The organism is Rhodoblastus acidophilus, assembly GCF_900187365.1.
Classification (GTDB): Bacteria; Pseudomonadota; Alphaproteobacteria; order Rhizobiales; family Beijerinckiaceae; genus Rhodoblastus; species Rhodoblastus acidophilus.
On record NZ_FYDG01000002.1, the window covers coordinates 69,768 to 83,823 of the forward strand.

Below are 14,056 nucleotides of genomic sequence, written 5' to 3' on the forward strand. Positions count from 1 at the left end.
GGCCTGCGGCGGCTTGGGGCGCAGCGCGTAAGCCCTGCCGCACACCGCATTTTCCATATCACGGGATTCCCCACAGCAGCGGCCGGCCTCAGCGCGGCGCGCCGACCGTGGCCTGAATCCGCAGCGGACCTCCCCCGCCCCGAACGGCGCCGGGCGGCGTCCGCACAGGCGCAAATTTCCAGGTTTTCGATGGCGGTTTCGGAGACGTTCCATGAGCTTATATGCATGTCGGGTTTGTGGCGCAGGCAAGTCCCAAAAAGCCTATGCCGCAAAAGAAATGATGTTTGGTCTGGGCGCCGAATTTATTTATGACGAATGCGGCGCATGCGGCAGCCTGCAAATTCGAGACATCCCCAGCGATGAGCAGATAAAACAGTTTTATCCGGACACGTATTATTCATACAGAATGCATCCTGTCGCCGATGACGACTCCGGGAAACATGAAAAACCTTTGGGACTCCGCGCCCAATTCAAGAGAATGCGGGCCGCCGCGCTGTTCGCCAGGGAGCGCGCGCAATTCGACCACAACCGACTCGGCGCGTTTCTCTCCCTGATCAGGCCAAACAAGCCGAATTCGCTGTTTTCAATGGTCGCCTCGGCGGGCGTCGGCCTGCATGACGCCATCCTGGATGTCGGCTGCGGCAACGGCGCCATTCTCGACTATTTCTCGCAAGTCGGCTTTTTGAACCTGGCGGGAATCGACCCGTTCATCAAAGCCAGCGCAACGACGAGTCATGGCGTTCCGCTTTACAAGAGCAACATACAAGATTTCAGCGGCGCATATGATTTGATCATGTTCAATCATTCGCTGGAGCATGTCGCCTCGCCCTTGGCCGATCTTTCGAGCGCGCGAAAGCTTTTGTCTCCCAACGGCGTTTGCTTGATTCGGATTCCGACGATCTCGTCTGACGCATGGGACGCTTATGGAACAAACTGGGTGCAACTGGACGCGCCCCGGCATTTCACCCTGATATCCCGGCGCGGGATGGAGCAATTGGCTCAAAGATGCGGCTTCCGCATCGCCGACACGATTGACGACGAAGAAGGCTGGACCATGATGTCGAGCGAGCTTTACGCGCGCGCCATTCCATTGGTCGAGCATGATTACAGAAAATACTTTCGGGATAACGAGATCGCCGCCTTTGAACGGCGCGCTGCGGCTCACAACGCGGCAAAAAGAGGCGATCAGGCCGGCTTCATCCTGAGGAAGGCCGAACCAGCGCCGGGCTGACCCCGCCCGCGGAAAAGTCGCCGCGTCGCAAAGGACTGGCGTTCAAGCCGCGCCCGTCCCCGCGAAACGCTCACCCTCCGGTCATCGGCGGGAAAAAGGCGATCTCGGTCGCGCCGGCGATCGGCGCCTCAAGCTTGGCGTGCCTCTTGTCCAGAGCCGCGCGGAAAACGCCGCTGGAAAACACCGCCTCGGAAATCTCGTCGCGCCGCGCCAGAAACGCGATCACATCGGCCACGCTGCGCGCCTCGGGCGGCAGCGCCACCTCCTCCTCGCTCACGCCGAGCCGTTCGCGCAAAGACGCGAAATAGACGACCTTCACTCGTCCACCACATATTTCAGACCAGCCTTGAAATAATCGAAGCCGGTGTAAAGCGTGAGCAGCGCCGAAATCCACAGCAGGAACAGGCCGATATGCACGGTGCCGGGCAGCACCAGCTCGCCCGCGCGTCCCGCGATCAAAAAGCCCAGCGCGACCAGCTGCACCGTGGTCTTCCATTTGGCCACGGCCGAAACCGGCACCGGCACTTTTAGGTCGGCCAGAAATTCGCGCAGGCCGGACACCAGAATTTCACGGCAGAGAATCACGATGGCCGCCCACAACGACCAGCTCTTGATCGTGCCGTCGGCCACCAGAATCATCAGCACCGCCGACACCAGCAGCTTGTCCGCGATCGGGTCGAGCATGCGCCCGAGCGCCGATTGCTGGTCCCAGATTCGCGCGAGATAGCCGTCGAAGAAATCGGTGACGGCGGCCACTGTGAACAGGCCCAGCGCCGTCCAGCGCAGCGAATATTCGTCGGGCCAGAACAGGCAGGCCACCACGGCCGGAACGATCAGCACCCGGCCGAAGGTGAGAATGTTCGGCAGGTTCCAGGTGCGGGCGCGCGAGCGGGCGGCGTTGACGGTCATATCGGGAGGAACACCTTTTTTCCATATCGCGTCAAGGCAGAAAACGGTCGCAGCGGGCTGATCGGACGCACGCGTCACCCCTTCTCGTGAAAGTGATCGTAAACCAGTTTGGCCGTCGCCGCCGACAAGCCCGGCGTTTTCTCGAGATCGGCCAACGCCGCGCCCGCCACCGCCTTGGCCGTGCCGAACGCCTGCAGCAGCGCCCGCTTGCGGGCGGGGCCGACGCCCGCGATCTCGTCCAGCGGATTTTTGACAAACTCCTTCTTGCGCTTGGCGCGGTGGGTGCCGATGGCGAAGCGGTGCGCCTCGTCGCGCAGCCGCTGCACGAAATAGAGCGCGGGATCGCGCGGCGGCAGCCGGAACGGCTCGCGCCCCACGACAAAAAACGTCTCGCGCCCGGCGTCGCGGTCCACGCCCTTGGCGATCGAGGCCAGGGTGATTCCCTCCACGCCCAATTCCGTCATCACCTGCAGCGTCGCGGCGAACTGGCCCCGGCCGCCGTCGATCAGAATCAGATCGGGCTTGTGCGGGAAGGCGTCGGGATCGCTGCTTTCGGCCTCGCCCTCCTTGAGGATGCGCGTAAATCGCCGTCCCAACACCTCGCGCATCATGCCGTAATCGTCGCCGGGGGCGACGTCGGACTTGATGTTGAACGTGCGGTACTGATTCTTCACAAAGCCCTGCGGCCCCGCCACCACCATGGCGCCGATGGCGGCGCTGCCCATGATGTGCGAATTGTCGTAAATCTCGACCCGGCGCGGCGGCTTTTCCATGCCAAACGCTGCGCCCAGCGCCTCCAGCAGCCGTTGCTGGCCGGCGGCGTCGGCCAGCTTGCGGCCGAGAGCCTCGCGGGCGTTGCGTTGCGCATGGCCCACCAGTTCGGCTTTTTCGCCGCGCTGCGGAACCAGAATTTCAACCTTGTGCCCCGCCCGCGCGGACAGCGCCTCCGCCAGCAGATCGGCCTCGTCGATCTCGTGCGACAGCAGCACGCAGCGCGGCGCCGGGCGGTCGGCGTAAAATTGCGCGACGAACGGGCCCAACACCTCGCCAGGCGACAACGCCTTGTCGGCGCGGGGATAATAGGCGCGGTTGCCCCAGTTCTGCCCGGCGCGGATGAACACGGCCTCGACGCAGAAGGCGCCGGCCTCCTGGTGCAGCCCGAAAATGTCCGCCTCCGGCGTGTTGCGCGGATTGACGCCCTGTTGCGCCTGGATGGCGGCGAGCGCGGCGATGCGGTCGCGCAGCCGGCCGGCGCGCTCGAACTCCAGATCTTCAGCGGCGGCGTTCATTTCCGCCGCCAGCCGCTCGCGCACCGCCCGCGATTTTCCACACAGGAAATCGCGGGCCTCGCTCGCCAGCGCCGCGTAGTCTTCGCGAGAAATCTCGCCGGTGCAAGGCCCGGAGCACCGCTTGATCTGGAACAGCAGACAGGGCCGGGTGCGGTTGTCGTAATAGGAATTCTCGCAGGTGCGCAGCAGGAACGCCTTCTGCAGCACGTCGAGCGTGCGGTTGACGGCCCAGACCCCGGCGAACGGCCCGAAATAATCGCCTTTGCGCGCCCGCGCCCCGCGATGCTTGGCGATCTGCGCGCCGCGCTCGTCCTTCGTCAGCAGGATATAGGGGAAGCTCTTGTCGTCGCGCAGCAGCACGTTGAAGCGCGGCTTGAGCTGCTTGATCAGATTGGCTTCGAGCAGCAGCGCCTCGACCTCGGTCTCGGTGGAGGCGAACACCATGGTCGCGGTCAGCGCGATCATGCGCGCGATGCGGTTGGTGTGGCCGCCCACCCGCATGTAGGAGGCGATGCGCTTCTTGATGCTCTTGGCCTTGCCGACATAGAGCACCGCCCCGTCGGCGCCGAGCATGCGATAGCAGCCGGGGCCGGCGGGCGCGTGTTTCCAGTGGTCGCGGATGACGCGGGCGCCGCGCTTGAGCGAATCCGCCGCCTGCTCGGCGTCGAAATCCAGCTCCACGCCCGTGTCGGGCGCAAGCTCCGCGTCGTCTTCGTCGTCCACACTGGCGATATCCGGAAGATCGTCCGGGCCGGAATTTGGAATCATGTCCTCATATCTGGGGTTTGATCCTGCTGCTGGACCTTTCGCGATTTTACCGTTAGCAATGTGGTTAAGAAAACGTCAACGAGACGCACGGGGAGTTTACAATGGCCGCGCCGCGAGCTTGCTTCAGCTTGGCTGCAACTTGCGCCCTTCCCTTTATCCTTGCCGGTTGCTCGGGCGGCCTCGACCCGACCGCCACGGCCAGCGTGCAGAGCGCGCCGTCCAACGTGATTCGTCCCTCGGGCCTGAGCCCGCGCCCCGCCACGGTGGCGGTGACGCAGATGGATGCGCCCGAGCCGTTGAAATCGCAGTTCATGGCCTTGTTCAACGCCGACGTCGCCCAGCAGGATGTCGCCCTCACCAACAGCGCCGGCGCCCGTTATCTCGCGCGCGGCTATATTTCCGCCTATCCCGTCGAGGACGGCGCCCGACTCACCTATGTCTGGGACATTTACGACGGCGACGCCCACCGCGCCCAGCGTCTCAACGACGAAATCGCCCTGAAGGGCGTCGCCGCCGATCCCTGGACGCTGGTGGACGCCGCCGCCCTGTCCGCGCTGGCCCAGCGCAGCGCCGGAGAACTCGCCGCCTATCTCTCCAACACGCCGGAAGCGCTGGCGGCGGCGCAGCCGACGACGCCCGCCGCGACAGCCTCCGTTTCGGCGCTGTCCTACGCGCCGATCCGCTAGGTGCGACGCTAAACCACGCAGGATTTTAACGAAATCACATTGAGCGCAGGCATTTTCATTGTTCATCGGCGCCGGCGCTGCTAAGACGCGGCCGTCCGTTCACCGAAATGACATGAGATGTCTGGCGTCATGAAAATCCTTGCCGGCAATTCCAATCGGCCCCTGAGCGAGGCCATCGCCGCCTATCTGGGGGTCCCCCTGACCAAATGTCAGGTGCGGCGCTTCGCCGATATGGAAGTCTTTGTCGAGATTCTCGAAAATGTCCGAGGGCAGGATACGTTCGTCATCCAGTCGACGTCCTTCCCCACCAACGACCATCTGATGGAGGCGTTGATCATGATCGACGCCCTGCGCCGCGCCTCGGCGCGCCGCATCACGGCGGTCATGCCCTATTTCGGCTATGCCCGGCAGGACCGCAAACCCGGCCCGCGCACCCCGATCTCCGCCAAGCTGGTGGCCAACCTGATCACCCGCGCCGGCGCCGACCGCGTGCTCACGGTCGATCTCCACGCCGGCCAGATCCAGGGCTTTTTCGACATTCCGACGGACAATCTGTTCGCCGCGCCGGTGCTGGTGCGCGACATTCAGGACAAGCTGGACCTGAGCAACGTCATGGTGGTTTCGCCTGACGTCGGCGGCGTGGTGCGCGCCCGCGCGCTGGCCAAGCGCATCAACGCGCCGCTCGCCATTGTCGACAAGCGCCGCGAGCGCGCCGGCGAATCCGAGGTGATGAACATCATCGGCGAGGTGAAGGGCAAGAATTGCATCCTGGTCGACGACATCGTCGATTCCGGCGGCACCCTGTGCAATGCGGCCGAGGCCCTGCTCAAAAAGGGCGCCACCGACGTGCGCGCCTATATCACGCACGGCGTGCTGTCGGGCGGCGCGGTGGCGCGCATTTCCGCCTCCATGCTCAAGGAGTTGGTGATCACCGATTCCATCGCCTCCACCGAAGCCGTGCGCGTGGCGAGGAACATTCGCGTGGTTTCGATCGCGCCGCTGATCGGCGAGGCCATCGACCGCACCGCCAAGGAAGAGAGCGTTTCCAGCCTGTTCAACTAAACCCGGCCGGGCGGAGGCCGCTTGGCCCCGCCCTCACGAAGCGGTTGCGCTTCCGGCGAATCGCGCGATATGGCTAAGCCGCCCCGTTCCGTCCCGTGAGTTTGCAATGACCTTCGAAAACGATCTCAAATCCATCATCCGCACGATTCCCGACTATCCCAAGCCGGGCATCATGTTCCGCGACATCACCACCCTGCTTGGCGACGCCCGCGCTTTTCGCCGCGCAGTCGATGAGCTGGTGCAGCCCTTCGCCGGCCAGAAGATCGACGCGGTCGCCGGCATGGAGGCGCGCGGCTTCATCTTGGGCGGCGCGGTCGCGCATCAGCTGTCCGCCGGCTTCATCCCGATCCGCAAGAAGGGCAAGCTGCCGCACACCACGGTTTCCGTCGCCTACAGCCTCGAATATGGCCTCGACGAAATGGAAATGCACTCGGACGCCGTCAAGCCCGGCGAAAAGGTGCTGCTGATCGACGACCTGATCGCCACCGGCGGCACCGCCACCGGCGCGATCAAGCTGCTGCGTCAGATGCAGGCCGATGTGGTCGCCGCCTGTTTCGTGATCGACCTGCCCGAACTCGGCGGCGCCGCGAAAATCCGCGCGCTCGACGTGCCGGTGCGCGCGCTGGTCGCGTTCGACGGCCATTGAGCGGCTCTTAAAAAGCGTGAAATCCTGTTAACGCACCCTTTTGGGCGCGTTGGCAAACTTTGTGTTTGCCGAACGCGCTCAAATGGCTTTCCGGCCCCGAAGGCCCCGCGCAAGCCAACCCGGCGACACTCGGCCAGACTGTGGATGTCCGCGAACCCGCGCGGCGGGCCAGGGAAGACCCGATGTATTATGAGCGCCGCGCCTCGGTGCGCCACAAAATTTTCGACCATGTCGAAGCCGTGATCTTCTACGGCGAGCGGCAAATCCGCGCCACCATCGCGGATATTTCTGACGACGGTCTGCGCCTCGTGCTCGACGAGACCGACAAGCATCCCCTGCCCCATTCGTTGCAGGTCGGCAGCCACATCGAAGTGGCGGTCAAGGCTGACGACCGCGCCATCGAATGCGAGGTGCGCCGCATGGGCGAGGGCGAACTCGGCCTGCGCTATTTTGACGGCGTCAGCAATCTCAGACGCAAGGCGCTGATGAAAAAAATCATCGGCTGACAGGCTTCGCGCGAGTTTCGCGCGGAATAATGGTGAAAAGTCTGGATTCGCCCCATGGTCAAGCCCGCCCTGTTTGTCGTTTCCCTCGTCTGCCTTCCGCTGCTGGCGCCCACGCCCGCTTACGCCCAAGCCAAGGTCCGCTGCGCCGTCGGCGACGTATGCGAACTCACCTTCCCGCTGTTCGGCTGCAAGGACGGCGAACCGCTGAAGAAATGGGTGGAGATTTTCGTCGATGAAAGCCACCAGAAGGCTGAGGAATATCTGACGACCGAGGAAAACGCCGGCCGCTGCGTGCGCTTCTACAAGGGCGACAAGCTGCGCATCCTGCGCTATATCGGCTTGAGCCGGCTGGAGGCGGCGCGCCCCGGCGAAGACCAGCGCTGGCTGATGCTGCTGAAATAACTGGCGAGTCGGCGCGATGCCGGTTGAGCGCCGGCCGCACGCAAGGTAAGCAGACCGGTCTCCGCCGGAGCCGGCCATGTCGAGCATGCTATGCGTCATCGTCAAGAATGAAGCGCCCTATCTGGTCGAATGGGTCGCCTGGCACCGCGCGATCGGTTTCGACATGATCGCCGTTTACGAAAACGATTCCACCGACCAGACCGCCGGTCTGCTTGGCCGCATGCGGCGTGTCGGCCTGATCGACGCCCACATCCCCTGGCCGACGGTGGCGGCCTCGCCGCAATTGCTGGCCTATTCCGACGCGGCGCGCGGCTGTCCCACCGACTGGCTGATGTTTCTCGACGCCGACGAATTCCTGATGCTCAAGACGGCGCGGCGGGTGAACGACTTCATCGCGTCCTTTCCCGCCGATGTCGCCTGCATCGGGGTGAACTGGCGGGTGTTCGGCTCGGCGGGCCAGACGGACTATGCGCCCGGCCTGGTGATGGAGCGGTTCCGGCGCGCGGCGCGCCCGGAGGCGCCGGTCAATCGCCATGTCAAAAGCGTGTTCCGCCCCAACACAATCGCGGAAGTCCACATGCACGCCCCCGCGCTGCGCGAGGGCCGCGCGGTTCTGGCCAATGGCGCGCCGCTGGAAATGGCGCCGCACGGGCTGGCGACGACGGTGGATTGGTCGGTCGCGCAGGTGAACCATTATTTTTGCAAGAGCCTGGCCGAATACCGGATCAAGCGCGCGCGCGGCGACGTGCATCGCGGCGCCGACGACCCCGAGAAATACGACAAATACACCGACGCCCTGTTCGCGCACCACGACCTGAACGACGAACGCGACGACAGCGCCGCGCCCTTTTTGCCCGAACTCGCGCTGGCCTGCGCCAATCTGCGGCGGCGCCTGGGCGTTTTACAGCCGGGCGAACACGCGTTCTAGCGACGGCGCGGCTACAATCTTGCGCTATGCCACGCGATATGATCGGCCATGAACGTCGAAATGAAATAATAGGAATGGTCGTAGCCCTCGCGCATGTTGAGCGTGAGCGGGATTCCGGCCTTGTCGCACGCCTCGCGCAGCAGCCAGGGTTTTAGACCCTTGTCCAGAAACGAATCGGCCGATCCCTGATCGACCAGAAATTCTTTGAACCGCTTGCCGTCCGCGATCAGCAAGGTGGCGTCGTAATCGCGCCACGCCGCCTCCTCGGCGCCCAAATATTTGGTGAGCGCCGGAATCGACCAGTCGCTGGTCGAGGGCTGCACGATCGGCGCGAAGGCCGAACAGCTCTTGAAACGCTCGGGATGTTTCAGCGCCAGGGTCAGGGCGCCATGGCCGCCCATGGAATGGCCCATCACCCCCTGCCGCGACAGGTCGGCGGCGGGAAACTGTTCCGCAATCAGTTGCGGCAGCTCCAGCGCTATGTAGGAATACATGCGGTAATTGCGGTCATAGGGCGCCTGGGTCGCATCGAGATAGAAGCCGGCGCCGGAGCCGAACCGCCAATTGTCCTTCTCGTCGGGCACATCCTCGCCGCGCGGCGAGGTGTCGGGACAGACGATCATCACGCCATGCTGCGCCGCCGCCGCCCGGAACTCGCCCTTGTCGGTGACATTGGCGTGGGTGCAGGTGAGGCCGGACAGATACCACAGCACGGGAACCTTGCCCGCCTCGGCCTGAGGCGGGACGAACACCGAAAAAGTCATGGGCGTCCGCGTCTCACGCGAGTCGTGGCGATAGACGCCCTGCGCGCCGCCGTGGGATTTATTGGTCGAAACGGTTTCCATGAACGCTCCGCAAAAAGAGGGCGTCGGCGCATGCGCCGACGCCCGGCCTTGGTCATCGTAACGCAAACGTGCAAGCCTCACGCCGCCAGTCGGCCCGACGCCTTGGCCACATGGGTGGCGATGGCGTCCATCAGCGGCGGCGACAGGCAATCGTAAGGCTCCAGCCCGACCGACTTGAGCTGCGCGCGCACCTCGCCCATTTGCGCCGGCGGGAAGCCGGCCTCAATGATCGACGACACGAAGGCGGCGAATTGCGGCTCCTGCCAGCCTTCGTCGCGCGACAGTTCGGTGTGGATGAAATCGAGGCCGTAGAACGGATGATTCGCGTTCTCAATCCGCCCATACATATGCACGCCGCAATCGCGGCAGGCGTGGCGCTGGATCACCGCCGAGGCGTCGACGACATGCAGCTTTTCCGCGCCCGACACCACCTGGACATTGTCGCGCGGAACCACGCCGACCACCGAGAACACCGCGCCTTCGGGCTTCCAGCATTTGGTGCAGCCGCAGGCGTGGTTGTGCAGCACGTCGCCGGTGATTCGCACCTGCACGGGATTGCTGGCGCATTTGCAGGTGAGCGTCCCGCCCGCGAAATTGGAGCTGCCCCTTCTCAGGCCATGGTCGATCGACGGATGCAGTTTGAGCGCCATATGTACCTCCTTGCGCGCCTGGGAGACGTTTGACCAGGGTGAGACATTTGATGTGGGTGAGACTTTTGACGTGGGTGAGACTTGGCCGGCCGCCGGACCCGCATCGGCCCCGGCGTTTCTGTTGAAGAATTTCATAAGCTGTCGCAGCATCGCAGAAGCCTCCACTTTGGCGCGCGGCTTGGCCGCAAGCATTCTTGAGCCCAGCAAACAATTCCCGCGTATACTTCCGCAAACAAAATTCAAGTCTTGCCGAAAAACGACGGTTCGATGATTATGCCACGGAGGCTCTGCCGCTGCATGGGCGGACGTCTTAGTTCTCTCTTATGATTTTCAAATTGACGGCTTAGAAATAATCGGCTCAATTCTTATCATGACGCAAGTAACGCCCGGTCTCCCAGCCCTTCGGCGCCTCGGCCGAACCCTGGCGCTCGCCGGATGTCTGCTCGGCCCGGCCGCAGCGGCCTGGAGCGACCCGCTCAAGGTGGAGATCGCCTTCATCGCCCGCGCCCGCGCGCCCTCCCCGCCCTATGTGCTCGATCCGCCGCCCCCCGGCGAAGGCGCCGATGGCGCGCGGCTCGCGCTGCAGGAGAACGCCACCACCGGCGCCTTTCTCGACCAGACTTTTGAACTGCAAAACATCGAACTCGCCGAAGGCGACGCGCCCGCCGAAGCGGTCAAGCCGCTGCTCGCTCAGGGCGTAAAACTGTTCGTCAGCGCCCTGCCGGCGGAGGAGACGCAGGCGCTGGCCGATGCGCTGAAACCCTCGGGCGCGCTGCTGTTCAACGCCGGCGCCGCCGACGATTCCCTGCGCGGCGCGGCCTGCCGTTCAAACCTGTTCCACACCGCGCCCAGCCGCGCCATGCTCACCGACGCGCTGGCGCAATATCTCGCGGCGCGCCGCTGGAGCAAGATTCTGCTGGTTGCCGGCCCCGGCGCGGGCGACGCCGCCTATGCCGAGGCGTTCCGCGCCTCGGCGAAGAAATTCGCCGTGAAGATCGTCGCGGAAAAGCCCTGGAGCTTCGGCCCGCTGGCCCGCGCCCGCGCCGACGCCATCACCCAATCCGAAGCCCTCACCTTTGCGCGCGGCGTGGACGCCGACCTGATCGTGGTGGCCGACGAGGCCGAGGATTTCGGCGATTACATCCTCTATCGCACGTCCGAACCGCGTCTGGTCGCGGGCACGCAGGGCCTGACGCCGACCTCGTGGCATCCCACCCACACCGCCTATGGCGCGGAGCAATTGCAGAACCGCTTCATTCGCCTGACCAAGCGCCGGATGCGGCCGATCGACTATCAGGCCTGGATCGCCGTGCGCGCCATCGGCGAGGCCGTGACCGAACTGCGCGCCGCCGACCCCGACAAGATCGCCGCCGACCTGCAGTCGCCCAATTTCAACCTGGCGATTTTCAAGGGCGCGGCGGCGAGTTTCCGGCCGTGGGACCGGCAATTGCGCCAGGCCATTCTGCTGGCCCAGCCGAAATCGCTGATCGGCCTCAGCCCCCAGCCCGAATTTCTGCATCAGCGCAACACGCTGGATTCTTTGGGCGCGGACGAAAGCGAAAGCGCCTGCAAGCAGGGAATGAAATGACGACTCTCCGCAACGCGCTCCGCCTCGCCCTGCTCGCCGCCCTGTTCGCCGGCCCGGCCGAGGCCGCCCGCATCTACATCACCAACGAGAAATCCAACGACATCACCGTGATCGACAGCGACAGCCTCGCCGTGCTCCAGACGGTCAAGGCGGGCCGCCGCCCGCGCGGCGTGCGGGTCAGCCCGGACGGCAAACTGCTCTATGTCTGCGCCAGCGACGAGGATGGCATTCAGGTGTTCGACACCGCGACCATGAAGCTGCTGCGCACGCTGGATTCCGGCCCGGACCCGGAGCAGTTCGCCATGAACGCCGCCGGCGACCTGCTCTATATCGCCAATGAGGACAACGCCCAGGTCACCGTGCTCGACGTGGTCAAGAACCAGATCGTCGCCAATGTCCCCGTCGGCGTCGAGCCCGAGGGCATGGCGCTCAGCCCGGACGGCGCCGTGCTGGTCAACACGTCGGAAACCACCAATATGGCGCATTTCATCGACGCCAAAACTTTTAAGCGCATCGACAATGTGCTGGTGGACAAAAGGCCGCGCTACGCCCTGTTCACCCCCGACGGCGGCAAGCTGTGGGTGAGTTCGGAGGTCGGCGGCACGGTGTCGGTGATCGACGCGCGCACCCGCCAGCTGGTGAAGAAATTGCGCTTCGACGTGCCCGGCCTCACCGCCGAGGAGGTGCAGCCGGTGGGCCTGCGCGCGACCCGCGACGGCAAGACCGTGTTCGTCGCGCTGGGACCTGCCAACCGCGTCGCGGCGGTGGACGCCGAAACCTTTGAAATCCGCAAATATATTCTGGTGGGCCAGCGGGTCTGGCACATGGCGCTGACGCCGGACGAAAAATATCTGTTCACCGCCAATGGCAATTCCAACGACGTCACGGTCATCGACGTCGCCAGCCTCAAGGCGATCAAGTCCCTCCCGGTCGGACAGGCGCCGCTTGGCGTCGCGTCTTCTCCCAACTAGCCCCAGGGGCGACCGCCATGCCCAGATTGTCCGCCCTGCTCCTGCTCGCGCTCGTTTCGCCCGCCCTGGCCGGCGGCCCGCCCGCCGACGAGGACTGGCCTTGCCCGCAGCGCCGCACCGGCGCCATCAGCCGCGCCGCGATCTGGGCCGGACCGGAGGCGCAGGGCCGCTGGGAGGACGACGACGCGGCCGCCGCTCTGGCGCGCAAGCTGGCCTCGCGCCGCACCCCGATTGACGAAGCCGGAGGATTGATCGCGGCCTTCGCCAACCAGGCCGGCGCCGACAAGGACAAGCGCCTCACCCTGGTTTTCGAGGGAACGCTGGACCTGATCAACAGCGAGCGCGCCAAGGTGATGGCCTCCATCGCCCGCTATGCGCGCGGGCAGAAGGCGCTGGCGGCGCGCGTGCGAGACGACGCCGACAAGGCCGCCGACGCGCAGGACAGCCAGGGACAGGGCGACATCACCACGCCGGAGGCGCTGGAAAAGGCGCATCCCGAACTCAAATGGGACAAGCGGATTTTCGACGACCGCGCGCAGGCGCTGACCTATGTCTGCGAAAGCCCGGTGCTGCTGGAAAAACGCGCCTTCGCCCTGGCGCGCGCCCTTCAAGAAAAATTGTGAGCGAAACCAGTTCTTAGAGACAATTTGTTGAAAGACAACCGCTTTCATTTGAGAAACAGTTGTTTCTAAGAATAAAATAATAAGATTTGGCGGCTTCAGCGGAACAGAAGGAAATTTATTTCGTTGTTTGACGATGCGGGAGAACATACTCTCGCCATCGCCGCAATCCGGGCGTCAGACCCAAGGATGCGGGAGGAAGCGCACTGCAGGGCATGACACATGAATGTTCTGATCATCGAGAATGATTTGGTTGCCGGGGGGCTGCTCGCCGAAGGCCTGAAGGCCGAAGGATTTGACGTCACTTTCGTCCAACAGGCGGAAGATCCGGTGGAGACGGTCAAGGCGCTCAACCCGTGCGCGGTGGTGTTCGACACGCCTTCCGCCGACGGCAGCGACCTCGAAACCTGTCGGGCCATGCGCCGCAACGGCCGCACCGAGCCGATCCTGTTCCTGAGCGACCGCCGCGACCCGGCCGACCGCGCCAACGGTCTTATGGCGGGTGCGGACGACTATATCGCCAAGCCGTTCGCCTTCGATGAGTTTGTCGAGCGGCTGCGGGCGCATCTGATGCACCGCGCCATCTCCGACGATGCGCGCGAGCGGCGCAAGGTGGGCCAGCTGATCCTGGACATGCACACGCGGCAGGCCCATTTCGGCAAGGTGCATATCCGCCTGACCCAGCGCGAGTCGGAATTGCTCGGCATTCTCATGGACAACGCCAACCAGCCGGTGTGCCGGGGCGATATCTATGACCAGCTCTGGGGCGACCAGGGCTGCACCTCGCTCAATGTGGTGGACGTCTATCTGGGCTATCTCCGCACCAAATTCACGGAGATCACCCGCGTCGGCGGGCCGTTCATCAGCACGGTGCGCGGGCGCGGCTTCATGCTGGACATCAACGGCTACAAATGCGCGGCGCGCTGAGGGCCTGAACCCCCGTCCCGATATCGGC

At 64.4% G+C, this 14,056-nt stretch carries 16 protein-coding genes; 11 read left to right on the forward strand and 5 right to left on the reverse strand.

Going from position 1 to position 14,056, the window contains the following annotated elements; translation table 11 throughout:
- The first annotated feature begins 211 nt into the window (after positions 1-211).
- The gene (locus CFB24_RS05540) at positions 212-1,231 is read left to right on the forward strand and encodes a class I SAM-dependent methyltransferase (RefSeq protein ID WP_088519605.1); all 1,020 of its coding nucleotides are present in this window, start codon (positions 212-214) and stop codon (positions 1,229-1,231) included.
- A 70-nt stretch (positions 1,232-1,301) separates the two neighbouring features.
- On the opposite strand, the gene moaD is transcribed toward CFB24_RS05540, so the two are convergent.
- From moaD to uvrC, 3 genes are all read right to left on the reverse strand, one after another.
- Positions 1,302-1,550: a molybdopterin converting factor subunit 1 gene (moaD, locus tag CFB24_RS05545; protein WP_088519606.1), complete on the reverse strand. Its 249-nt coding sequence runs from the start codon at positions 1,548-1,550 to the stop codon at positions 1,302-1,304.
- The gene (pgsA, locus tag CFB24_RS05550) at positions 1,547-2,140 is read right to left on the reverse strand and encodes a CDP-diacylglycerol--glycerol-3-phosphate 3-phosphatidyltransferase (RefSeq protein ID WP_088519607.1); all 594 of its coding nucleotides are present in this window, start codon (positions 2,138-2,140) and stop codon (positions 1,547-1,549) included. The genes moaD and pgsA overlap by 4 nt, the downstream gene beginning before the upstream one ends.
- Before the next feature lie 74 nt (positions 2,141-2,214).
- Entirely contained in the window at positions 2,215-4,197 is a 1,983-nt protein-coding gene (gene uvrC / locus CFB24_RS05555; protein ID WP_088519608.1) for an excinuclease ABC subunit UvrC, read from the reverse strand.
- Positions 4,198-4,298: 101 nt separating this feature from the next.
- Here uvrC and CFB24_RS05560 point away from each other — a divergent pair, with 101 nt between their 5' ends.
- From CFB24_RS05560 to CFB24_RS05585, 6 genes are all read left to right on the forward strand, one after another.
- A complete protein-coding gene (locus CFB24_RS05560; RefSeq protein WP_141098363.1) occupies positions 4,299-4,883 on the forward strand; it encodes a hypothetical protein in 585 nt (194 codons plus the stop codon).
- A gap of 129 nt (positions 4,884-5,012) precedes the next feature.
- Positions 5,013-5,945 (forward strand): ribose-phosphate pyrophosphokinase, encoded by a 933-nt coding sequence (locus CFB24_RS05565; protein ID WP_088519610.1) that lies wholly within the window; start codon positions 5,013-5,015, stop codon positions 5,943-5,945.
- 106 nt (positions 5,946-6,051) lie between these two features.
- Positions 6,052-6,591, forward strand: coding sequence for an adenine phosphoribosyltransferase (locus tag CFB24_RS05570; protein ID WP_088519611.1), 540 nt, complete (start codon positions 6,052-6,054; stop codon positions 6,589-6,591).
- A 65-nt stretch (positions 6,592-6,656) separates the two neighbouring features.
- Positions 6,657-7,097 (forward strand): PilZ domain-containing protein, encoded by a 441-nt coding sequence (locus CFB24_RS05575; protein WP_088519612.1) that lies wholly within the window; start codon positions 6,657-6,659, stop codon positions 7,095-7,097.
- Positions 7,098-7,151: 54 nt separating this feature from the next.
- On the forward strand, positions 7,152-7,499 hold the full coding sequence (locus CFB24_RS05580) for a hypothetical protein (protein ID WP_088519613.1): 348 nt from the start codon (positions 7,152-7,154) through the stop codon (positions 7,497-7,499).
- A 76-nt stretch (positions 7,500-7,575) separates the two neighbouring features.
- On the forward strand, positions 7,576-8,427 hold the full coding sequence (locus tag CFB24_RS05585) for a glycosyltransferase family 2 protein (RefSeq protein ID WP_088519614.1): 852 nt from the start codon (positions 7,576-7,578) through the stop codon (positions 8,425-8,427).
- 11 nt (positions 8,428-8,438) lie between these two features.
- On the opposite strand, the gene fghA is transcribed toward CFB24_RS05585, so the two are convergent.
- Both fghA and gfa read right to left on the reverse strand, forming a co-directional pair.
- Entirely contained in the window at positions 8,439-9,272 is an 834-nt protein-coding gene (gene fghA, locus CFB24_RS05590) for an S-formylglutathione hydrolase (protein WP_088519615.1), read from the reverse strand.
- Between the two features lie 77 nt (positions 9,273-9,349).
- The gene (gene gfa / locus CFB24_RS05595) at positions 9,350-9,922 is read right to left on the reverse strand and encodes an S-(hydroxymethyl)glutathione synthase (protein WP_088519616.1); all 573 of its coding nucleotides are present in this window, start codon (positions 9,920-9,922) and stop codon (positions 9,350-9,352) included.
- 370 nt (positions 9,923-10,292) lie between these two features.
- Here gfa and CFB24_RS05600 point away from each other — a divergent pair, with 370 nt between their 5' ends.
- From CFB24_RS05600 to CFB24_RS05615, 4 genes are all read left to right on the forward strand, one after another.
- A complete protein-coding gene (locus CFB24_RS05600) occupies positions 10,293-11,510 on the forward strand; it encodes an ABC transporter substrate-binding protein (protein WP_088519617.1) in 1,218 nt (405 codons plus the stop codon).
- Positions 11,507-12,481, forward strand: a complete 975-nt coding sequence (locus CFB24_RS05605) for a PQQ-dependent catabolism-associated beta-propeller protein (protein ID WP_088519618.1) — start codon at positions 11,507-11,509, stop codon at positions 12,479-12,481. The genes CFB24_RS05600 and CFB24_RS05605 overlap by 4 nt, the downstream gene beginning before the upstream one ends.
- A gap of 17 nt (positions 12,482-12,498) precedes the next feature.
- Positions 12,499-13,104, forward strand: a complete 606-nt coding sequence (locus tag CFB24_RS05610) for a hypothetical protein (RefSeq protein ID WP_088519619.1) — start codon at positions 12,499-12,501, stop codon at positions 13,102-13,104.
- Positions 13,105-13,323: 219 nt separating this feature from the next.
- Positions 13,324-14,028 carry a response regulator transcription factor gene (locus CFB24_RS05615; RefSeq protein WP_088519620.1) on the forward strand — a complete coding sequence of 235 codons (705 nt, stop codon included), beginning with the start codon at positions 13,324-13,326 and terminating at the stop codon, positions 14,026-14,028.
- The last annotated feature ends 28 nt before the right edge of the window (positions 14,029-14,056 follow it).

Excerpts from the sequence above, each read along its gene's own strand:
- CFB24_RS05580 (WP_088519613.1), top strand. The coding sequence starts at position 7,152 with ATGGTCAAGCCCGCCCTGTTTGTCGTTTCCCTCGTCTGCCTTCCGCTG.
- CFB24_RS05570 (WP_088519611.1), top strand. The coding sequence starts at position 6,052 with ATGACCTTCGAAAACGATCTCAAATCCATCATCCGCACGATTCCCGAC.
- CFB24_RS05565 (WP_088519610.1), top strand. The coding sequence starts at position 5,013 with ATGAAAATCCTTGCCGGCAATTCCAATCGGCCCCTGAGCGAGGCCATC.
- CFB24_RS05600 (WP_088519617.1), top strand. The coding sequence starts at position 10,293 with ATGACGCAAGTAACGCCCGGTCTCCCAGCCCTTCGGCGCCTCGGCCGA.
- uvrC (WP_088519608.1), bottom strand. The coding sequence starts at position 4,197 with ATGATTCCAAATTCCGGCCCGGACGATCTTCCGGATATCGCCAGTGTG.
- gfa (WP_088519616.1), bottom strand. The coding sequence starts at position 9,922 with ATGGCGCTCAAACTGCATCCGTCGATCGACCATGGCCTGAGAAGGGGC.
- CFB24_RS05560 (WP_141098363.1), top strand. The coding sequence starts at position 4,299 with ATGGCCGCGCCGCGAGCTTGCTTCAGCTTGGCTGCAACTTGCGCCCTT.
- pgsA (WP_088519607.1), bottom strand. The coding sequence starts at position 2,140 with ATGACCGTCAACGCCGCCCGCTCGCGCGCCCGCACCTGGAACCTGCCG.
- fghA (WP_088519615.1), bottom strand. The coding sequence starts at position 9,272 with ATGGAAACCGTTTCGACCAATAAATCCCACGGCGGCGCGCAGGGCGTC.
- CFB24_RS05615 (WP_088519620.1), top strand. The coding sequence starts at position 13,324 with ATGAATGTTCTGATCATCGAGAATGATTTGGTTGCCGGGGGGCTGCTC.
- CFB24_RS05610 (WP_088519619.1), top strand. The coding sequence starts at position 12,499 with ATGCCCAGATTGTCCGCCCTGCTCCTGCTCGCGCTCGTTTCGCCCGCC.
- CFB24_RS05585 (WP_088519614.1), top strand. The coding sequence starts at position 7,576 with ATGTCGAGCATGCTATGCGTCATCGTCAAGAATGAAGCGCCCTATCTG.
- CFB24_RS05540 (WP_088519605.1), top strand. The coding sequence starts at position 212 with ATGAGCTTATATGCATGTCGGGTTTGTGGCGCAGGCAAGTCCCAAAAA.
- CFB24_RS05605 (WP_088519618.1), top strand. The coding sequence starts at position 11,507 with ATGACGACTCTCCGCAACGCGCTCCGCCTCGCCCTGCTCGCCGCCCTG.